Origin of the sequence: Streptomyces sp. R302, assembly GCF_012927245.1 — a bacterium.
Classification (GTDB): domain Bacteria; phylum Actinomycetota; class Actinomycetes; order Streptomycetales; family Streptomycetaceae; genus Streptomyces.
Genome location: NZ_JABBGE010000007.1, coordinates 12,556 through 32,827, shown reverse-complemented (window position 1 = coordinate 32,827; position 20,272 = coordinate 12,556). Strand labels below are relative to the sequence as shown.

15 protein-coding genes are annotated in these 20,272 nt (G+C 72.0%); all 15 read left to right on the top strand.

Features of this window, described 5'->3' with window-relative positions:
* The first annotated feature begins 57 nt into the window (after nt 1–57).
* The 15 genes from HHL19_RS21850 to HHL19_RS21780 all read left to right on the top strand — a co-directional run bounded on the left by HHL19_RS21850 (nt 58) and on the right by HHL19_RS21780 (nt 20,244).
* Entirely contained in the window at nt 58–2,835 is a 2,778-nt protein-coding gene (locus tag HHL19_RS21850; RefSeq protein ID WP_169092025.1) for a hypothetical protein, read from the top strand.
* Between the two features lie 50 nt (nt 2,836–2,885).
* On the top strand, nt 2,886–3,647 hold the full coding sequence (locus HHL19_RS21845) for a hypothetical protein (RefSeq protein ID WP_169092024.1): 762 nt from the start codon (nt 2,886–2,888) through the stop codon (nt 3,645–3,647).
* Nucleotides 3,648–3,719: 72 nt separating this feature from the next.
* Nucleotides 3,720–5,069 (top strand): hypothetical protein, encoded by a 1,350-nt coding sequence (locus HHL19_RS21840; RefSeq protein ID WP_169092023.1) that lies wholly within the window; start codon nt 3,720–3,722, stop codon nt 5,067–5,069.
* Nucleotides 5,070–5,080: 11 nt separating this feature from the next.
* Nucleotides 5,081–5,479, top strand: coding sequence for a hypothetical protein (locus HHL19_RS21835; RefSeq protein WP_169092022.1), 399 nt, complete (start codon nt 5,081–5,083; stop codon nt 5,477–5,479).
* Between the two features lie 18 nt (nt 5,480–5,497).
* Nucleotides 5,498–5,695, top strand: a complete 198-nt coding sequence (locus tag HHL19_RS21830) for a hypothetical protein (RefSeq protein WP_169092021.1) — start codon at nt 5,498–5,500, stop codon at nt 5,693–5,695.
* A gap of 22 nt (nt 5,696–5,717) precedes the next feature.
* On the top strand, nt 5,718–5,918 hold the full coding sequence (locus tag HHL19_RS21825) for a hypothetical protein (RefSeq protein ID WP_169092020.1): 201 nt from the start codon (nt 5,718–5,720) through the stop codon (nt 5,916–5,918).
* Complete coding sequence (locus HHL19_RS38550; RefSeq protein ID WP_169092019.1) at nt 5,915–10,150, top strand: AHH domain-containing protein; 4,236 nt, start codon at nt 5,915–5,917, stop codon at nt 10,148–10,150. The genes HHL19_RS21825 and HHL19_RS38550 overlap by 4 nt, the downstream gene beginning before the upstream one ends.
* 22 nt (nt 10,151–10,172) lie before the next feature.
* Nucleotides 10,173–10,682, top strand: a complete 510-nt coding sequence (locus HHL19_RS21815) for a hypothetical protein (RefSeq protein WP_169092018.1) — start codon at nt 10,173–10,175, stop codon at nt 10,680–10,682.
* The gene (locus HHL19_RS21810) at nt 10,679–11,104 is read left to right on the top strand and encodes a hypothetical protein (RefSeq protein WP_169092017.1); all 426 of its coding nucleotides are present in this window, start codon (nt 10,679–10,681) and stop codon (nt 11,102–11,104) included. Before HHL19_RS21815 ends, HHL19_RS21810 begins: the two co-directional genes overlap by 4 nt.
* Entirely contained in the window at nt 11,095–12,843 is a 1,749-nt protein-coding gene (locus tag HHL19_RS21805; RefSeq protein WP_169092016.1) for a hypothetical protein, read from the top strand. Before HHL19_RS21810 ends, HHL19_RS21805 begins: the two co-directional genes overlap by 10 nt.
* Nucleotides 12,843–13,214, top strand: coding sequence for a hypothetical protein (locus HHL19_RS21800; protein WP_169092015.1), 372 nt, complete (start codon nt 12,843–12,845; stop codon nt 13,212–13,214). The genes HHL19_RS21805 and HHL19_RS21800 overlap by 1 nt, the downstream gene beginning before the upstream one ends.
* The gene (locus HHL19_RS21795; protein WP_169092014.1) at nt 13,214–14,056 is read left to right on the top strand and encodes a hypothetical protein; all 843 of its coding nucleotides are present in this window, start codon (nt 13,214–13,216) and stop codon (nt 14,054–14,056) included. The genes HHL19_RS21800 and HHL19_RS21795 overlap by 1 nt, the downstream gene beginning before the upstream one ends.
* Entirely contained in the window at nt 14,053–15,378 is a 1,326-nt protein-coding gene (locus tag HHL19_RS21790; protein ID WP_169092013.1) for a baseplate J/gp47 family protein, read from the top strand. Before HHL19_RS21795 ends, HHL19_RS21790 begins: the two co-directional genes overlap by 4 nt.
* Nucleotides 15,375–19,676, top strand: coding sequence for a LamG-like jellyroll fold domain-containing protein (locus tag HHL19_RS21785; RefSeq protein ID WP_169092012.1), 4,302 nt, complete (start codon nt 15,375–15,377; stop codon nt 19,674–19,676). The genes HHL19_RS21790 and HHL19_RS21785 overlap by 4 nt, the downstream gene beginning before the upstream one ends.
* The gene (locus tag HHL19_RS21780) at nt 19,669–20,244 is read left to right on the top strand and encodes a hypothetical protein (protein ID WP_169092011.1); all 576 of its coding nucleotides are present in this window, start codon (nt 19,669–19,671) and stop codon (nt 20,242–20,244) included. Before HHL19_RS21785 ends, HHL19_RS21780 begins: the two co-directional genes overlap by 8 nt.
* The last annotated feature ends 28 nt before the right edge of the window (nt 20,245–20,272 follow it).

Genomic DNA, 20,272 nt, shown 5'->3' with positions numbered 1-20,272 from the left:
GTCCGCTGAGGGGTGGGCCGCCAGGGGGGTGGATCCGTGTGTGCGGAGGAGTACGTCATGGGCCGGAACGAGGAGCGCAGACTCCGGAACGACCCGGGTCCGGTGCCCGGCGAACCGCTGAAGCTGTTTCCTGGAGTCGGTGAGCACCGGGGCGCCGACGGCGTCCTGCGCCGCTACCTCGATCCCGGCGCCACCCTCTTCCGCGCGCCGACCGCCCGCAGGGCCGTCAACACCTTCGTACGGGAGCGCGCGAGCGAACTCGGGACCGAGGGCGCCGACCTCCGCGAGGTCCGGGCCGACCGGGACACGCGGACCCTGAACGTCCGCTACCAGCAGTTCCACCAGGACGTTCCGATCCGGGGCGCCATGCTCCAGATGGTGGCCGACACCCGGCAGGCGGCCGTCGTGCAGGTCGAGAACGCGACGGAGGCCGATGTCTCCGACGCCCCCGACGTGAGCACGGCACAGGACCCCGACCTCGCCGAGAAGGCCGCTCTCGCGCCCTTCCGCAAGGGCTACGCGACCGCTTCGGTCGTCCGCGACGACCTCGTCTATCTGCGGGACACCACCCGGCCCCCGCTGCCGGAGACGGACCACCCCACCGCCTCGCTCGCGCTGCTGCGCAAGGGCAGGCGGCGCCCGGACGGCAGGCTGCACCTCGTCCACGACCTCATCGTCGAGACCACCGGCCCCTTCGAGCACTTCCGGGTCGTCGTCGACGCCGTCGAGGGGAAGCTCCTCTGGATCGAGGTCGGGGGAAGGTATGTGACCGCCACGCTCGATGTGTACATGCCCGACCCGGTGACGCAGTCGAACGACGGCACGCTCAGCTCCATCTCGACCCACGACACCCTGAAGCAGTTCGCCCGTGACGTCCAGGTGGACATCGCCGAAGCCGACCAGAACGGGAAGTTCCACCTGAAGGGGGACTGGTGCCTGTGCAGCGACTGGGACGACTCCGGATTCGCCCAGCCGACGTCGACCACGAAGGCCTTCCGGTTCGGCAGCCACGCCAAGGACAAGGCGTTCCTCAGCGCGAACGCCTACTACTGGACCGACACCTTCGCCCAATACCTCCGCGACCTCGGCGACCCCATCCTCAACGCCCGGATGGTCCCGGTCGAGATCGACCCCCAGGGCGCCGCGTCCACCGACCGGAGCGAGTGGATCGGCACGACGACACCCCCGCGGATCCGCTTCGACATGAAACACGTGCCCGGCGCCGCCGACCTCGGCATCATCGTGCACGAGTACACGCACGGCGTCGTCCAGTGGCTCCGCTCCGGCCCGCCCGGCCCCCTGGAGTACGAGCACAGCATCTGCGACGTCATGGCGGGCGTCTACCGCGACCGGTTCAACCCCGCCGGACACCGCAGGACCGAGACGTTCCCCTTCGACAACAACCTGCAGGACGAATGGAGCAAGGCGCGACGCCTCGACCTGACCCAGCGCTTCGACGACGCGGACTTCGACGACTACACGCCGGACGAGCGCACCTCCATGCTGGCCTCGGCGCTGTGGCGGTGCTACCTCGGCATGGGCGGCGACAAGAAGGAGATGAACGCGCGGAAGAGGGCCGGCGACAGGATGACCAAGCTGCTCCTCGCGCTGATACCACGCCTCAAGCCCGACACGTCGAACAGCAAGAAGAACGCCGTCCACCTGGCCCAGACCCTCATCGCCGTCGACTGCACGCTCAACAACGGCCTGCACGAGAGCTTGATGAACAACGTCTTCTCCGAGCAGGGACTCTGGCCGAAGCCCGTCGTCGACGTGTTCATCGCCGACCGGCCCGGAGACACCGGTGCCGTGCCGAGCGGCACCGGCGACGATCCGACGTGGCAGTCGCCCGACATCTGGGTCCGCAACGAGTTCGAGGACGACAACCCGGCGGACGAGCACCAGGACCCCATCGTCGGCCAGCTGAACCACCTCTATGTACGGGTGCACAACCGGGGGACCGCGCAGGCCGGCGCCGACCGGTTCCAGGTTGACACCCACCGGTGCAACCCGGGAACCGGCATGACCTGGCCCACCCACTTCGAATCCGTCGGCTCACTGGTCATCCACGAGGCGATCCCGCCCGGCGGGTCGGTGCGGGTCGGCCCCTTCCCCTGGATCCCCACCATCGCCGGTCACGAATGCCTGATCGCCATCGTGCACGGCCCGGACGACCCCGCCGGCGCCGCCATGTCCGGCCAACCGCTGGCACACGACCAGCTGGTACGCCAGAGCAACAACGTGGGTCAGCGCAACGTCTCCCCCCGCAAGTCCGTCCTCGGCGGTCAGACCCGGCTGACCCTCACGCTCCGCGGCGGTCCGGTGGCCACGGACGGCGCGTGGGAGCTGGACGCCAAGGAGATGCCCCCCGACACCCAGATCACCGTCCGGACCCTGAGCAGCCTCGTGAAATCCTCCACCCTCAGCCACATCGCGGTGACGGAACCCGGGCAGGTGCGCTCCACGCTCCGGATGGCGGGCGGCGAGAAGGCGGTCATCGAGGGCTTCCGGCTCGACGCCGAGGACGAGGTCGTGGCCGACCTGGTCATCGACTTCTCCCACGAGGCCGAACACCTCAAGGAGTACCCCTTCGTCGCGACCCAGATCCAGGACGACGAGGTGGCCGGACGCATGACGATCCAGATCACCGCGGTCAAGGAGCTCGACGAGTTCTTCTTCGGCAATCCGAAGAGCCACGAACTGCACATCAACACCTGCCCGTTCTTCGAGAAGCTCTCCCTCGCCCACAGGCTCCCCTTCGAGCGCCTGGAGGAGGCGCAGGCCCACGGCTACAACGGCTGCGCCTACTGCCTCCCGGCCGCCGACGAGGGCTGACGCGCACGGAGATCGGCACCGCGGCGTAGGCTGGAGAAGGTGACTGCGAGATGGCGGCGACGAACGGCTTCACGGACGACCTGATGCTCCGGTACCTGGTACCGGATCACGTGACGTCACTCCTCGTTCCCGACACCGACCCCCAGCGCCAGCGGGTACGGTCCCTGCTGGTCTCCGTCTACGACCCCGCCTCCCTCGACATCCGGTCGGTGGAGTCCGTCAAGGTCGTCCACCAGGAGTTCCAGACCGCCGTGCACGCCTCGGTCGCCGTCCGCGGATCCTGGGACAAGACGGTCCCCGTGACCGAACAGGCCCGGGCCACCGTCGAGATCCCGGCGACCCCCGCGGTCCACTGGATCGACATGTCGCTGGAGACCGTGGTCGTGGTGAAGGCCGCCTCGGCCGACAGCCTCCTCGCCTCCGTCGAGGCGGAGGCGGCCTGGGCGGCGGCCGACGGCGCCGCGGCACGGCAGGACGCCTACGAGCGGCCCTACCGTCTCCGGTACGCCGAACCACCCCCCTTCGAACCCACGGCGCCCGCCCGCAGCCTCCCCCTGCGGATCTCGGCGCTCTTCTTCGACCGTCTCGACCTCGCCGACGCGCTGCGCCGGCTCAGCCAGGCCAAGCGGGCGGTCGACGCGGCGAGCCCACGACCGGCGGCCCAGGACGCCGGCGCCCCGCTCGCCTCCAGCGCGTGGCTCGCGGTCTTCCCGGCCACCGCGACCGACGAACCGTCACGGACGACCGAGCAACTGGTCGGCGATCTGCTGGCGACCCAGGGATACGTCGCCGTCTTCGAGACGGCACCCTGAGGGCCCGGCGGTCACCGACCGCGTCCCGCCCGCCCCCGCGGAGCCGGGCGCGCACACGGTGAGGAGCAGTCGATGCCGTTCAACTACGTCACTGTCACGGCGAGCAGTGAGCTCTTCGCACCCGCCACCAGAGCCTTCGGGGACATCCTCGTCCTCGGCAAGGGGGCCGTCGGGAGAGGCGCCACCACCGCCCGGTCCTTCACGTACCCCGGAAAGGCCGTGGAGGCGTATCCGAAGGGAGCGACGACGCTCGCCGCCAAGGCCGACAAGGCCGCCACCACCGTCACCGCGGCGGCGAGCTTCCCGGTCGGCACCCGCGTCAGGATCGGGGAGGGCGAGGAGGCCGAGTACCTCACGATCAAGTCGGTCGCCGAGGTCGAGGGTGGGGGAGGGGGCGAGGGCCCGGGCGAGGTCAGCAGCTTCACCTGGACCCTCGAAGCCGCCCTGGCGGCAGACCACCCGAGCGGTGATCCGCTGGTGTGGGAGAAGCCCAACGACGTGGCCGCCGCCATCGCCACCGCCTTCCGGCAGACGCCGCCCCCGACCCGCGTCTGGGGCATCGAGGTCGACCCGGCCGACCCGGACTGGGACACGGCGTTCACGGAGGCGGAGGACCTGCCGGTGCAGATCCTCGTCCTGGCCAATACCCCCCTCAACGGGAACCCGGCCACCGACCATCCGGTCGAACTCCTCGCCAAACATGTGGTGGACGTCTCCAACACCGGTGGGGACGGCAAGGAACGCATCGGCGTGGCCGCGCTGGATCCCGGGGAGGCGCAGTCCGCGCAAGTGAAACGCAACGCGGGAGCGATCAAGACCGACCGCATGGTGCTGGTCGCCCACAAGGAGTCCCAGGACGACGTGGCGGCGGCGGTCGCCGGGGTGATCGCGGGCCACGAACCGCACATCTCGCTGCTGCTCAAGCCGATCAACATGGGCATGTCCGGTCTCTTCACGGCCACCGAGATCGAGACGTACTACACGAATTCCATCAACTGGGTGACCAGCCCGGTGATGCTCCCCGGCCACGGCCTCTACCTGGGCGAGGGCCTCACCGCCAGCCCGGCCGGGAACAAGGCGTACGTCGACATCGTGCGGACGCTCGACGACATCAGCTTCCGGATCAAGGCCGCGCTGATCGAGGCCATCGGAGACATCCGCATCGACCGCCCGGGGCTGCGCACGGTCGTCACGCTCGTCCAGAGCGTGCTCTCCCCGCTGGTGACCCGGGACGTCATCGAGGAGTACGTCATCCATATCCCGCTGCTGGTGCTGCTGGAACGGGAACCCGCCACGCTCGCCCCCGACGAGGTCAAGCAGATCGGGAACGGACGGAGCACCAGAAGTGTCGACATGGAGGTCTCGGTCGTCTACGCGGGCGTGATCCACCAGATCGCCGTCAAGCTGGCCCTCAAGGGTTAAGGAGCGCTGAGATGACCGAGGTCAAGTGGGACACCAGGTTGACGGTGATGATCGACACCACCGTGGTCACCCCCATCGACTCGTTCAACCCGACCTTCAACAGTCCGGTGCAGCCCCTGCACTCGCTGGAGGCCGACAACGTCGCCCACGTCGTCCAGCCCAAGGCCTTCACCTTCTCCATGGCGGTGAAGGCGATCGGCCCGGTGGTCGCCAAGCTCACCCAGATGGCGCTGGAGCACAAGAGCTTCAACATCGGGGTCCAGGAGGCCTCGGGCAGCGACTGGACGTTCCAGCAGATCGTCTTCAACGACTGCTACATCACCTCCGCCGCCAGCACGATCGTCGTCGACGGCGTGCCCACGACCACCTTCAACTGCGTCTGCCTGGAAGTCACCCCCACCAGCGCCTGACCGGAAGGCGAGGACCCTATGTCGCAGCAGGACGTCGAACCCCAGGGCACGCCGCCCGAGGCCGGGGGACCCGAGCCCGTCGTGGTCTCCGGTCCTGAGGCGGAGCTCCACTTCCACTTCCCGATCGAGGTGGTGGTGGCCGGAGACATCGCCGAGGAGACCCGCCGGGACCTCGTCGCCGAGGTGTGGGACGCCCTGCACGAGGCCCTCAGCTGAGCGCGCGGCCCGGAGCGTTCCCATGCCCACGATCACCTGCCACTTCGAGATCACCGTGAGAATCACGGGCACCCCGACGCCCGCCGCTCTCGAACGCCTCGGCCCGGTGGTGGAGAAGGCGCTGGCGGCACGGCTGAGGCTGGCCCGGGCCAAGATCGCCGAGGCGGGATACCCCGACATCGTCCCGGCCGAGGCCGTGGGACCCTCGCGGGCGGCGCCGTGAACCCGCCCGTCGTCGCCGCACCGGACACCGCCGGAGGGACGGCGGTACGGGGCGTCGCGTACCGGCGACTGCACCTGCCGACCTCGGTCACCTTCACCGGGGACGGGAGACTGCGGGCCCGGGAAGGGCAGTTGGCGGCGCTCCTGCTCCGAGCGGTCGCCGCGGCCGTCGAGCAGGACGACCGGCTGGACGGCCGCCTGGACGGCCGACCGGACGGCCGACCGGACGACGGGGTCGCCACCGGCCCTCCATGGCGGCCACCGCCGGCCGTCCCGGAACGGCCCCTCGCCGTCGAGGACGGGACGGTCGAGGACGAGACGGTGGAGGATGGGACGGTCGAGGACGCGTCCGCCGAGGAGCGGGCCGAGCTCGCTCCGACGACCGGGCCCGTGAGATCGGAGCCCGGGCCGCCGGCCGGAACCACGCCGCGCGGCCGCAGCAGCCTCACCTTCGCGGTGGCGGTTCCCGACACCGGAGGGGGAGAGCGCGAAGGGGACCGCGAAGGGTCCGCCGAAGTCGCACCCGTGCCCGAGGCCGGTACGGGGGAGGGCCGGGGCGCGCAGCGTCAGGGTGCCGTACAGCCGTCCGGACCGGCAGCCACGCCTACCGCCTCGCCGACCGAAGCTCCCCCCGCCGCGCCCGAGCGGCCGGCCTCCGAAGCGACCACCCCCGCCCCGCCGTCCGCCGCCGCCCCGCCGTCCGCCGCCGCCCCGCCGTCGGCACCCGCACCGCCGAGAGCCGAGCCCGTCGGGGAGCCCGCCCCTGGGGAGACCACCGGGGACGCCGGGGACACCGGGGACGCCCCCGGTGACGTCCCCGAGGAGGACGGCTCCGAGGAGGACGGCTCCGTGATCGTGGTGTACGAGGAACGCTCGTTGAGCGAGGTCGTCCAGGGCCCGAGCCCGGTCGACGGCCGCGCCGTGATGGTCATCGGCGCCACCCAGCTCGTGATGCTGGGCGAGGCGACCCGCCACGCGCGCTCACGCAGCCTCGTCCACGCCGTCCAGCTCGGCGACCACCTCTTCGGCGCACGCTCCTTCGCCGTGCTCGAAGGCCCCCTCGGCACCGAAGAGAGCCTCCACTGGGCCGTCGCCACCTCGCCGACCGTCACCGACGAGACCATCGGCAGCGCCGTGCAGAAGACGCAACTGGAGGGGCACGAGATCAGCCTGTACAAGGGGTTCTCCGTGCTGCCCACCGTCACGACCCTGGACGGCCACCGCTACGGGGTCAACCTGCTCTGGACCAAGGAACGCGGCTGGGTGTACGGCAGCAAGGAGCAGGGCAGCCGCTGGCTCCGGATCAGTACGTCGCAGACCGAGCCGTGGCTGACGGCCGAGCAGCTGGCGGCCCACACCTTCCAGGAGCTCGACCGCCTGGTGCGGGCCGGTCTCGCCGGGGACGACGCGTCCGCCGCGCAGGCCGCCGCCCAGCTGAGCGACATGGACGCCAAGGCGTTCGCCCTGGCGGACACCAAGATGAGGGCGGAATACCTGAAGATCCTGATCAAGGCGCTGACGTTCGAGGAACAGCGGCACGCGATCATCCAGATCATGCTCTCGCTGGAGGGCCTCGACGCCTTGCAGGCCGTCCGCGGCCTGTTGATCGAGGCGGGCCTGTACGAGCAGCTGTTCGCCGACATGGGCCCCGATCTGTGGGAGCTGCTCCAGGTGGTCGGCAAGCGGTTCGGCGACCACAAGCCGCTCACCCCGCGCGAGTTCCTCGGGCTCGTCGAAGAGGCGTTCAACCTGTCGCTGCGGCATGACGCCGGGCTCGCGCGGACGGTCGAGGAGGAGGAGACCGCCGTCATCGGCCTCAAGCGGATGATCGAGTTCGAGGAGGCGGCCCGAGCGGCGACGGGCTTCGTCCTGTCTTCGCTCGAAGCCCTCAAGATGATGCTGACCGAGCCCGAGAAGGTCCTCTCCGGACTCTTCCAACTGGTACGTCTCCTCGTCATCTGCGATTTGGCCGGCCGGGGCCATCAGCCCTCGATGAAGGAGGTGCAGGCGCTCGTCCACCACATCGGGACGGCGCTCGTCGACGCACTGCGCGGGGCGGCGCTCCTCGGAGCCGGCCCGCGCGCGCTGACGAGGATCAAGTGGGCCGTGATCATCGAGGCGCTGACCTGGATCTCGGAGATCAAGGCCGCCGTCGAGGCACTCGCCAAGATCGAGCGGCTCGTCGCGGTCCTCCGCTTCCTGAAGACGCTCCGGATGTTGGAGGGCGAGCAGATCGCGGCCCGGTTCACGCGGATGGCCGAGGCCCTGCACGCCGGCAGCACCGCGCTGAAGGGCCTCAAGGACGAACACGCCCTGGCGGAACTCCTGCTGATGCTTCCCGAGGAGGACGGAGCCCGCCTCGGCGCGGTCCTGAGCGAGGTCGACGTGCCCAAGGGCAGCACCCTGGCCTGGTTCCTCGAACACCCGCGCCTCGGTCCGGTCACCGCCGACCTGGAACGCAAGGCCGCCGCCCTGCACCGTCTCGGCGCCAAGGCGGGCGGTCTCACACCCGAGCTGGCGCACGCCTTCGGACGGTTGGCGGGGAAGGACGGCTTCGAGATCGCCGAGGTCGGCAGGATCGTCGACGCCATCCCGGAAGGCGAGGGCGCCCGGTTCACCGCGATGCTGGACCACATCGGCTTCGGCCGGATCGGGGCCAAGGCCGAGGTGAAGGCGGATCTGCTGGCGGCGCTCGCCGGGGAGAGCCGGCGCATGGAGGCCGTCCATCAGTACGGGATCGACATCGTCCGCGAGATGCACGGCCGCGGCGCCGGCGGGCCGGAGGCCCTGGACGCCATGCTCTCCCGGCTCCGGAAGATCCGGGAGAAGGAACTCGCCGGCGGCAGGGCGGTGGAGTTCAGCACGTTCCTGGACGACCTCAAGCGGGGGAAGAAGGGGGCCTGGCGGAGAGTGGACCCGCCGCCACGGGCGCCGCGCGTCAAGGCCACGGCCGCCGAACGGGCCCCCGTACTGGATCGGATCGACCAGCTGCGCAAGCGCTTCCCGAAGGCCGGGCTCAAGGACCCGCAACTCATGGAAGAGGGGTTGCGGCAGATCCGGCGGATCTCCGAGACCGACCCCGCGCGGGCGATGGAACACCTGGAGCGGTTCGAGGAGGGGCTGAAGGCGCAGGGCACGCTCGAAGGGCAGGTCGCGGAGATCGTGGCGGAGGCCGAGGCCAAGGCCGGGCGCGAGTCCAAGGCGCTGCACCACGAGCCGGACGAGGTGCCACCGGAGGGCCTCGGCGTCCGCGAGGAACTCAAGTCGAAGACCGGGGAGGCCGAGCGGGCGTCGCGCGAGCTGGCGGCGCGCATGGAGGCGATCGGCCAGCACCAGCCGCCCGGGCACGACGCGCACCACATCATCGCGGACAGCGACCGGCGCGCCGGGCCCGCGCGGGAGATCCTCGAATGGGCCGGGATCACCCCCCGCGACGACCCCCTCAACGGCGTCTATCTGCCCCGTACATCCATGGACCCGAAGATCGTCGCCGAGGCCGGCACACGTCACCAGACCCTTCACACGGACAACTACTACAAGGAGATGACACGGCGACTGGTCGAGGCCAGGAAGCAGGCCGGCCGGGAGGGGGTCATCCACGAGATGTCCAGGATCAAGGAAGAACTCATCAGCAACAACGGGTGGAAGGACCCCGGGCCCGCGCGGGGGAAGGCCAAGCGGAACTTCGCCCAGTGGTTCGCCGAGTACCGGCACAACCTGGAGTGGCTGACGGAGGCGGAGCAGCTGGAAGCCCTCAAGAAGGTGACGGCTCCGCCGAGGAAACGGAGGGCACCGGCGCCACCGCGGAAGGCGGCCCCGAAGGGCGGACCCAAGCCCACCCCGAAGCCGAAGCCGAAGCCGAAGCCGAAGCCGAAGCCTGCGGCGCAAGCGGCACCGAAACCAGGACCCGCACCCGAGGCACAGCCGAAGCCGAAGCCGAAGCCCCAGCCCGAGGCGAAGCCGCCCCCCGAACCGAAGCCCGAGCCCGAGCGTCAGCCCGAGCCGAAGGAGCAGAAGCCCGAGCCCGAGCCCCAGCCCGAGCCCGCAGTGCGTCAGCGCGTGGCCACCGAGGAAGCCGCCCCGGCCGCGCCCACCGAGTCGGCCGCAGCGGCCGAAGAGCCCGACATCCGCGTACGCGTCGACCTGGGCGAGGAGCTCGACGAGGTCGTCGAGGAGTCGTCGAAGCCGGCCGCCAAGCGGATGCGCGTACCGAAGGAGGCCGGGGAGAAATGACCAGGCGAGGGAGGCGCGGACCATGCCCGCCGGTGTGAACGTTCCCGTCCTGATCGGCGCGGTCCCGCTGTTCACCGTCACCAGCCTCTCCCTCAGCGAGGGCTATCAGGTGGCCCGGATCGCGGGCAGCCGCCTGGCCCAGCTCGTCTCGCCGACGACCAGGACGATCAGCGTCGAAGCCGTGCTCGTCGGCAGGACCCGGCTGCTGTCCAAGAAGGGCCTGGAGGCGATGGCGCTGACCTCCCGTGCGCTGGCGGGTTCCACGGCGCCGTTGATGAAGGTGGCCGGGCTGCCGGTGGTCTGCGGGATGACGGTCAGTCTCGACATGCAGATCACCAGTCTGCGCTTCACCCAGTCCAACCAGAAGCGGGACGCCCTGGACGTCACCATCAACCTGGAACAGGTACCGCGCTCCAGTCTGACCGCCATCCTCGGGGAGGCCCTGGACCTCGCGCTGGCCGCCGGCTCGGTCGCGATCCCCACCGTGAGCGAGATGCTCCCGCCGGACCGCCAGCTGGGAGGTGGACTGTGACCGTCGAACCGCTCTTCCACCGTCTGCCGGTCGAGTCCGACGCCGGGCTTCCCCAGGTCTTCCGCTGTCCGGTCGGCGACACCGCCTTCGACTTCGCCCTCTACGCCAACTTCGAGGGCGGCGAGGACGATCCGCCGGAGACGCTGTACGACCTTGCGGAGTGGAGCCGGGTCCCGCAGCCGATGGATCCCGCGTTGCAGCCCACGCCCCCCGGTCACCTGGTGCTGCGGGTGACCGGCCCCGGCCCCGACGGCCCGCGCGTGCTCTTCCTCGGCAAGCTCGTGCCCGAACCGGACCTCGTCCACCAGGCGGGTCCGTTGGCGTTGAAGCTGGTGGAGGCGATCGTGGCCCGCGGCAACCTCAACGGCGGCGGTCACTACGGCTCCCGGATCGTGATCGGGGTGGCGCGGCGATGGGCGTGATCCTCTGGTACGCGATCGACTTCCCGAGCCTGCGGCTGAAGGTCTCGAACGACGTCCGCAGCGGATCGGTGCTCGCCGACGCCGAGATCGTCGTCAAGTACGAGATCGGTGAACCCGGCAAGTTCGACATCACCTTCGCCGATCTGCCCCTCGACCTGCACCAGAAGTTGACCGGCGCGCTCGGGGAGAAGAAGGCCGGTCCCGAGGGCGGGATCGACGTCGACATCCACCTCGGATACCTGGACGACCCTTCCGGGCGGGAGGTGGTCCTGTCCGGCAGGGTCGACGCGATCAGGTCCGCGACCCGCTACCCCCCGCTGGCCATCCGCCTCACCGGCTACGAGGAGGCCGCGTACCGGCTGCTCGCCCACACCGACCCGGGGAGCGACCCGCCCAGGGCCCGCTTCTCGCTGCCCGAGACGACGCCCCACGACGCCGCGAAGCACATCGCGGGGCTCGCCGGGGTCGACGTCGTGGGGTTGCCGGAACCCTGCGCCTACCTCCGCGAGATCACCAAGACCGGAAAGAACGCCTTCGCGCTGCTCAGGGCGGTCGCCGACCAGTACGCGTACGAGATCCTCGTCCAGGACGGCACGGTCCAGTGCGGCAAGACCGTCGTGCACCCGCCCGCGGGCAGGTTCCCCCACATCCCCCCGGTGGCCGCTCTCGCCGCCGCGATCGGTGGCGAGGAGTGCCTCGTGGTGCCGAGGACGATGACGATCGCCCGGCTCGCCGAATTCCGACCCGCCCAGTTGGGCACGGTCGGCAGACAGCCCCTCGAAACCGACCCGAAGGACCCGGCCAAGGTGGAGGCCTTCGACTTCACGGTGCTCGGTGTCCCCTCCCTCCGGGCGGGAATGATGGTGGCGGCCGGCGTGGAGGGGTACGCGAATCCGTTCCGCGGCTTCCGGATCCTCCAGCTCGCCCACACGTTCTCGCCGCGCGGCGGATACACCTGCGGCGGCCGGGCGGTCGAGTTCGACATGGAGGGCGGCAACCACCGGCTCAGTGACCTGGCCCGCAAGGCCACGGCCCACTCGATCGCCGACCTGATCTCCGGCAAGGCCCAGGAGCAGGCCGCCGTCAACCCGTCCGTCGACGTCGGCGTCATCGACCGGGCACAGCCGGACCGGCGGGTGGCGACCGTGCTGAGCGGCCAGCGGCCCAACGAGGCGATGGCCTCGCCCAGCGTCGACCTGCCGATCACCGGAGGCGATCCGACACGCCGCGACAAGCCCCTCGCCTCGCCGTTCGCCTGGCACAAGGTCGGCCTGTCGGTCCCGGTGTACGAGGGCATGCGCGCCCTGCTCAACCAGGTACGGGACAACACCGACGACACCGTCGTGGCCGGCTTCCTGTGGCCCAACGATCCCAAGACGGACCGCCCCAAGTCCCATGAGGGCGACTGGTGGCTCTGTCTGCCCACCGGACTCACCAGCGGCGCCGGTACCGCGCTGCCCACCGGCAAGGGCGTCAACGACCTGATCGCCGCGGACGGCCGACGGGTCGTGGAGGCGATCGGCCTGAAGGTCGCCATCGGCACGGCGGCCTGCACGGAGGTCGGCGAGCGGCCCCAAGAAGGCGACGCCGAGGTCTTCCTGCTCACCCACAAGTCCGGCACCACCGTCAAGATCGACGCCGACGGGAACGTCACCGTCGACGGCGGATCGCACGACGTGGTCCTCACGTCCGGCGGGGTGACCGTCACGATCGGCAAGGGGAAGGTGGCGATCAGCTGATGCCTCTCGTACTCGTCGCAGGCGCGATCATCCAATGCAACCACCAGGGCAGGCTGAGGCTCATGACCGGCGACCCCCGGGTCACGGTCAAGGGCAAGGGAGTCGTGCTCGCCGGCAAGGAGGGCGGTGTGACGTTCGGTTCGCCGACCACCCCCGTACCGGGCATGGTCTCGCCCTGCACCGCATCCACGACCGGCGGCTTCGTGCCCTGCACCATCTCCCCGGCGACCCCCGACGGCTGGTCGACCAAGCTGACCGTCGGCGGCACCCCGGTCCTGCTCGCCACGGCCGGCGGGATCGCCGTGAGCGGCCTGGGAACCGACCGCTGGACGGTCGCCGACCCCGGCCAGTCCGTACTGGAGACCCTGTGATGTCCGGCACCGGACCCCATGGCCGACACGATGACCGTCCCGCCGACGCCTCCACGACAGGACCCGTCCCGCCCGACCGCCCCGCCGACACGCCCACGGCGGGGCCAGCCCCGCCCGACCGTCCCGCGGTCGCCCGTCCCGCCGACACCCCCACGGCAGGACCCGTCCCACCCGACCCCCTACCGGGCGGCCGCCCCGGCGACCCCCTCACGGCGGGCCCCGCCCCGCCCCGGCTGCCGCCGCCGACCACCGCCCCGGCCCCCGGCGGGTCCTTCGCCGGGCCCTTCGCCGCCACGTCGATCGCGACCGCCGCGGGCACGGCGGCGCGCGGCCCGGACCTGGACGCCGCAGTCCTCCCGTACCTCCCCGCCGAGAGCCCCCGCGACGGCGCGCCCAGCCTCGGCAGCAGCCTCGCCCTCGACGAAGGCGACCTCGTCCTCGACGGTCGCTCCCTCGACCTCGCGCTCGTCGTCGGCGCCGAGGCGCTGCGCCAGGCGCTGGAGCTGGGCGTCGCCACCCAGGCGGGGAGCGACCGGCTCAACACGCCGTTCGGTTTCGACCGACTCGCCATCAGCGCCTACGCCCACGACCTGCCCACCCGCAAGGAGTTCCTCACCATGGAACTCGTCCGCTGCCTCAGCTCGGACCGGCGGGTCACCGATGTGCGCGAGGTCTTCTTCGACGACGACCCGCGCTACCTCGAACTCCGGCCCGGGCTCGACGAGGAGACCCACCGCCGGGAGCTGGCCGCCGCGCACGCCGCCCGCGTCTACGCGGTCTTCGCCGTCGTCGACACCATCGCGAGCACCGCTCTCACCCTCCGAGCAAGGGGGACCCCATGACCACCGAGGAACGGTTCGGCGTCACCGAGGACGGCTTCGTCGTCAAGGGCATCGACCGGATCATCGCCGACCAGCAGGACCGCGCCCGGGCCATGTTCGGCGACGACGTCGACCTGACCTCGGGCAGCGCCCTGCGCAAGGTCCTGGACGCCGCGGCCGTCGACACCCACGAGCTGTGGCGGGCCCTGGAGTCCCAGTACTACGGCAACTTCGTCAGCACCGCCCAGGGCCCCAGCCTGGACCTGCTCGGCCGCGACCTCGGCCTGCGCCGCCGCGAACTGCGCGCCCACGGCCCGGTCGCCCTGACGCTCGCCGACGCCGTACCCGACCGCGACTACGTGCTCCCGCAAGGCACCGTCCTGGTGACCGCGTCGTCACCCGAGGCCCCCGCGCTGGCCTTCCGCGGCACGGGCGCGGTCACCCTCACCAAGGAGCGGTCGTCGGCCACGGTCGAGGTCGAGGCCGTCGTGCGCGGCGCCGAGGGAAACATCCGGCTCGGCACCGAGCTGCTGCTCGACACCGCATGGGCCCGGCACAACCTCAATCTGGGTGCCGCCGCCCTCAAGGCCGTCGTGACCCGGGACTTCCAGGGCGGCGACCTCGGCGAGCCCGACGCCGTCTACCGGGCCCGGCTCCTCGGCGTCCCCCGTACGGTGTGGACCCAGGAGGCGCTGCTCGCCCAGGTCCTCGACGTGAACGGAGTGCGCGACGCGGTGGTCTTCGACCCGCTCGGCGGTGTCGAGGCCACCCGGCGCACCTTCGGAACCTTCCGGTTCGGCAGCCGGGGCTTCTCCCGGGCACGCCAGACCGGCTCCCCCTACTTCTTCGACATCGTCGTCGCCCCCGAGCCCGGCTGGCCCTGGACCGAGGACGAGGCGTCCTTCCCCGGCCTGTACGGCCAGGTCCTCGACGTCGTCCGGCAGTGGCGCCCGGTGTCGGTCTTCCCCGCCCTCCTCGCGGCCAACCAGGTGGACGTCGGGATCCGCGCCACCCTGGTCATCGAGACGGGCCACGACGAGGAGGCCGTCAAGGGTGCGATCCTCGACGCCGTGCGCGCCTCCGTCGACCGGCTCCGCCTCGGCCACGGCGTGCTCTACTCCGACATCGTCCTCAGCGCCCGCACCGCCGCCGGCGTCGTCGACGTGCAGAACCTGAGGCTGCGCCGCTTCGCCCCCGTCTTCGGCCAGACCCACTACGGCGGATCCACATACGGCGGCGCCCAGGAACTGTCCGTGGGCGAGAACCTGGACCTCGCCCCCGACGAGATCGCCCGCTTCTCCGTGGACACCTCCATGGCCGACCTCCGGACCGTGGTCGCATGACCACGACGTCCCGCCGCGCCCGCCTCCGCTTCCGCGACCCACTGCCGGGCGGAGCCCTCACCGTCATGCGGGGCGCCCTTCCCGCCCCGTACGACCGGGGCATGGAACGCGTCACCGTCCCGCTCGACGCCCAGCGGGAGAACGGGACCATCCCCGTCCGCACGTACGACTTCGAGGGCTACGCGCACCACTACGGCAGACCGCCCGCCTCCCCCCGCTACCTGCTCACGCCCCGTCAGGACATCACCGCACCCCTCGCCGTCGAGATCGTCTTCACCCGGGACGACGGCACGACCACCGAGGACGTGACGGTACGCGTCCCGGCCGGACACCCGGCCCACGGCGCCGTCACGATCCCGATCCCCGGCCGCGCCGCCGACCTCACCGACCGGCTGCGCCTCGTCTCCCTCACCCCCCGCGACCCGGGCGGCCCCGTCACCACCGTCACCTGGGAGGTCACCGCCCTCCTCGGGAACCTGGCCAAACTGCTCTGGGTCATCGGCGCCGAGCACGAGACCGTCGCCGCGCAGCTCCACGACGTGACGGCCCAACGGGACACCGAGACCGCCCACGGCGCCAGCCTCGACCTGCTCGGCCTCGACCTGGGCGCCCCCCGCTTCTCGCCCCGCCCGCACACGGTCGACGACGACACCATCGCCCTCTTCCACCTCGACGACCTTCCGCCGCTCGACGACCAGGGCCTTTCGACCCCCGGCGCCGAGGTGCCCACCGTCGAGGACGCGGCCGCGCCCGACACCGACGGCCGCGAGGGCGTCAACCGAGGTGCCCACAGCGGCCGGACCGGCCGCTTCGCCCACGCCTTCGCGTTCGGTCCGGGAGCGAGCGCCATCACCGTCGCGCACAGCACCGCCTTCGCCCTCCCCGCCGGCGCCCCCTTCACCGTCGAGGCGATCGTGCGACCGGACCGGGCTACCACGAACGGCCCCGTGGTCGCCAAGCGCGAGAGGCTCGACACCCCCGGCAGCAAGGGCTGGGCCCTCGTCATCGGCACCTTCCGTGGCATCGACCGCAACCTCCGCCTCTCCCTCTCCGACGGCGGCACGCAGATCGACCTGTACGCCGACCGGGACCTCGCCGACGGCTCCTTCCACCACATCGCCGGCACGCTCGCCCACACGGACACGACCAGCACCGTCGTGCTCCACCTCGACGGCCGGGAAGCGGCCCGGCACGTCACCGCCCGCCCGCTCGGCGAGCTGACCAGCGCCGCCGCGCTCGTACTGGGCCAGGGCGAGAAGGACCTGGCCGACGGGACGACGACCACCCTGCAGTACCGGGGCCTGCTCGAAGAGGTGCGTCTCTCCTCCACGGCCCGGGACACCTTCGCACCGGTCACCGGCGAGGCCGACGAGCAGTACCGCCGTCGGCTCCGCATCTTCCACCGCTGGCTCCTGCCCACGCCCGACGCGCTCCAGGCCGCCGTGAACGCGGTGGCCGGACCGATCGCCGACTCGGACGATCCGGCCCCCTTCGTGGTGCGCGAGCAGACGCGGCCCGTGGTCGCCGGCGGACAACTCCTGCGCGTCCTGCCGAAGACGCTTCCGGTGAGCCAGTCCATCGCCGCCGACGGAACGCTCGGCGCCCCGGAGGAGGCCGCCGTCGGCACCGCCGCCCGGGACGAACCCGACTTCGACTCCGCCTGGCTGATCAGCCACCCCGACCTGCCCGGTCTGACGTTCGCGGACGACGAGGACGCCCGCCGGATGCAACTGACCGTCGTCCGCGCCCTGGACGCCCTCGTCGAGCGGCTCGCCCCGAACGCCGGCCCCCTGCACGTCCTCAAGGCGTACGACCCCGCCCCCGACGCCACGGGCCTGCACGGCGTCGGACGCGCCGTCCTCCTCACCCTCACCGAAACGTCGGCCGTGGACGCGGCACGACTCGGCGCCCTCGCGCACGCGGCCGGCTTCGGCTGGGTCCGGCACACGAGAGAAGGCGACGTCTACGCGGCCCAGCCCCGCGGGGACGCCTTCGGCATCACGACGGCCGCCTCCGCCGCCACCGGACTCGGACCCGGCACCGGGCCCGGCCCGGACGCGGGCAGGGGTACGGCCCCGGGTGCGGGCCTGCCGGACGTCGTGGAAGGCGACGCCCTCACCCTCCGCGTCGAACCCGATCCCTCCCGCCTCCGGGACGCCGAGATCCGCTGGTCCGTGCTCCGTTCGGGAGCGGGCGACGCCGCCTTCCTGCCGGGCGAGCCGGGAACCCTGCACGCCCTCGCGGCCGGGGACGTCGCGGTACGCGTCGAGGTCGCGTACCGCGGCCACGTCGGCAGCGGCACCGGCCGCGTCCGGATCGGTCTGCGCGACACCGCCCTGAGCGCCGGAGAGAGCATCAGCGGCACCGGCCGCCACGGCGCCACCGAGGCCGCCGCCGCGGGCCCGCCCACCCCCGACTTCGACCCGCGCATGCTGCGCCTGCGCACCGACGACCTGAACCGGCCGCCGCGCCCGGTCGACTACGGCCCCGGCCCCGGGCACGCGAACCGGCTGATGCAACGGGCCACCGGCGAGGCCCTCGGCCGGCTGCTCGACCTGCTCGCCCCCGCCGACGGATCCCTCATCGTCCTCGCCTCGTACGCCGCTCCGGAGGCGGGCCGGCCGGCTGCGGACCGCGCCCCGCCGCCCGACCCCGACGCCGCCCTGCACGCCCAGGGCAGGGCCCTGCGGATCCGTCACTCCACGCTGACCGCCTCGGCCCTCGCGGCGCGGGCCTTCGCGGCGGGCTTCGACCACATCCGGGTCGACCCGGCCACCCCCGGTGAAACGGAGACCGTCCGCGTCGCCGTACGCCCCGGCGAGCAGCTCACCGTCACCGGCCCCCGGGAGGTCACGGTGGAGGAGTCCGTCCCGTTCGAGGTCGCGCCCGCCGCCGCGCCCGCCGCCGCCTGCTTCGCCGCCGACGGGTCACGGCTCTTCCTGGCCGATCCGGGCTCGCACCGCATCACCTCCGTCACCCTCACGGAGGTGGAGGGGCAGCCCCATCCCGACCTCGCCCCGGGCGCCTCCCGCCGGGTCGCCCCCTTCCCCGGCGCGCTCGCGTTCGGCGGCGACCGCCTGTTCGTCGCCCACGAAAGGCTCGGCCGCGTGGCCGTCCTCGGCCCGGTGGACCTGGAGCCCGCCGACCCGCCGGAGCTGCTCTGCCCGCGCCCGGCCGCCCTGGCCACCGACACCGACCGCCTCTACGTCGGCTGCGGCGACGCGAAGCTGCGGGCCTTCGACGTGACGGCCGGCCGGGCGGACACCCCGCTGGATCTGCCCGCCGCCCCCCGGTACCTCGCGGTCGCCGCCGACAGCCCCTCCCTGTACGCGCTCCTGGCCGACGGCCGATGGTGCCGGGTCGAACGCGCCACGCTGATGCTGCGCGAGACGGTCGCCACCGGCGATCCGAAGGCCCGCTCCCTCGCCGTCACGGCGGACGGCGAGAAGCTGTACCTGATCAGCCCGGGCGCGGGCACCGCCGGCGGCGGGCGGGTCCTGCTCTACCACCCACCGGACGCGACCCCGAAGGTCGTCCTCGCCGATTTTCCCCCCGGCACCGTGCCCGTGGCGCTGAGTCTCAGCGGCGACGAGAAACTGCTGTACGTGGCGACCGCCGGCTCACCCTCGGCCGTCGGCCAGGTCCTGCTCGTCGACACCGCCGCCGACGTCCGCCTGCCCCAGGTGTTCAGCCCCGGCCGCGGCGGGCCCGCCCTGGCCGCGAGCCCCGCCGCCGCCCCGTACCCGCCCTGCCTCGTCATGGCGCCGCGCCGCAGCGGCACCGTCCTCCTCGCCGACCCCGCGCCGCTCGGCGCGGACCCCGCCGCCCCGCCCCGGCTCGCCGCCGAAGTGCCGCTGGGCACCGGCCTGGGCGAGGAACTCGTGTGGTCGTCGACCCCGGACGGCCCCGGCACAGCCGAACCGACCACACCCCAGGCCCCGGTCTGCACGGTCGCCGGCGTCACGCCCGGACGCGTCCTGCTCCGGGCCACCTACCTCCCCGACGAGGGCCTGCTGCCCTACCGGTGCGAGGTCGACCTCAAGCCCGGGGCGACCGGCAGCGGCGCGTCGGTCACCAAGAAGTCGATCACCAAGGAGCAGTACGACCTGATCCTCAACGTCCTCAACTGGTTCCACCCCGTCGGCGTCGAATGCGACACCGCCCGCCTGCGGACCCTGGCCGGCCTCGACGACCAGGACACGGAACGCCCGCGCCTGCACACCTTCCCGACCTACCACGTCACGGACCCCTTCTCGTCCCCCTTCATCCGCCTACGCAAGGACGGCCGCCATGCCTGACCACTACGTCCCCAAGTTCAGTCACAAGGACTGGATCGACCACCAGCACCGCGTCCAGGCGGGCGGCGAGGACGGCCTCAACAGTCGCTTCCACCAGCTGGAGGCCGAGTTCGCCGGTCTGGCGCAGAACCAGATCAATCCGATCATCGAAGAACTGGGCGGGGCGGTGCAGACACGGCACCTCACCCTGGCGCCCGCGCTGTTCCCCGACGAGGACAGCCCGGTCTGGATCCAGGGCGTGGACATGGTCGAGAAGCCCCTGCTCGCGGCGGAGGCCCACGGCTTCATGAGCATCGTCCTCCCGGACGGCGTGCGCGTGAAGTCGCTTCTCGTCACCGGCAACAAGTCGGCCGGCACCCTGACGGTCGCCCTGAAGCGGCGTCCCATCGGCAACGAGGGAGTCGGCGCGGAGCCCCTCGTGACGACGAACGTGCTGCAGACCCCCGAGAACGCGACGGGGGTGGTGCGCATCGAGAACGAGTCGCACCGCCACTTCCTGACGATCGACATCACCGGAGCCGCCAACGGCACGGCCAGGGTGTTCTGTGTACAGATCGCCTACGAGTGACGTCCCGACACACCCGAGAGGAGGCGAC

Bases quoted from the DNA above. Each gene is read 5' to 3' on its own strand.
- HHL19_RS21840 (WP_169092023.1), top strand. From the start codon at position 3,720: ATGCCGTTCAACTACGTCACTGTCACGGCGAGCAGTGAGCTCTTCGCA.
- HHL19_RS21785 (WP_169092012.1), top strand. From the start codon at position 15,375: ATGACCACGACGTCCCGCCGCGCCCGCCTCCGCTTCCGCGACCCACTG.
- HHL19_RS21790 (WP_169092013.1), top strand. From the start codon at position 14,053: ATGACCACCGAGGAACGGTTCGGCGTCACCGAGGACGGCTTCGTCGTC.
- HHL19_RS21825 (WP_169092020.1), top strand. From the start codon at position 5,718: ATGCCCACGATCACCTGCCACTTCGAGATCACCGTGAGAATCACGGGC.
- HHL19_RS21815 (WP_169092018.1), top strand. From the start codon at position 10,173: ATGCCCGCCGGTGTGAACGTTCCCGTCCTGATCGGCGCGGTCCCGCTG.
- HHL19_RS21795 (WP_169092014.1), top strand. From the start codon at position 13,214: ATGTCCGGCACCGGACCCCATGGCCGACACGATGACCGTCCCGCCGAC.
- HHL19_RS21800 (WP_169092015.1), top strand. From the start codon at position 12,843: ATGCCTCTCGTACTCGTCGCAGGCGCGATCATCCAATGCAACCACCAG.
- HHL19_RS21805 (WP_169092016.1), top strand. From the start codon at position 11,095: ATGGGCGTGATCCTCTGGTACGCGATCGACTTCCCGAGCCTGCGGCTG.
- HHL19_RS21845 (WP_169092024.1), top strand. From the start codon at position 2,886: ATGGCGGCGACGAACGGCTTCACGGACGACCTGATGCTCCGGTACCTG.
- HHL19_RS21780 (WP_169092011.1), top strand. From the start codon at position 19,669: ATGCCTGACCACTACGTCCCCAAGTTCAGTCACAAGGACTGGATCGAC.
- HHL19_RS21830 (WP_169092021.1), top strand. From the start codon at position 5,498: ATGTCGCAGCAGGACGTCGAACCCCAGGGCACGCCGCCCGAGGCCGGG.
- HHL19_RS21850 (WP_169092025.1), top strand. From the start codon at position 58: ATGGGCCGGAACGAGGAGCGCAGACTCCGGAACGACCCGGGTCCGGTG.
- HHL19_RS21835 (WP_169092022.1), top strand. From the start codon at position 5,081: ATGACCGAGGTCAAGTGGGACACCAGGTTGACGGTGATGATCGACACC.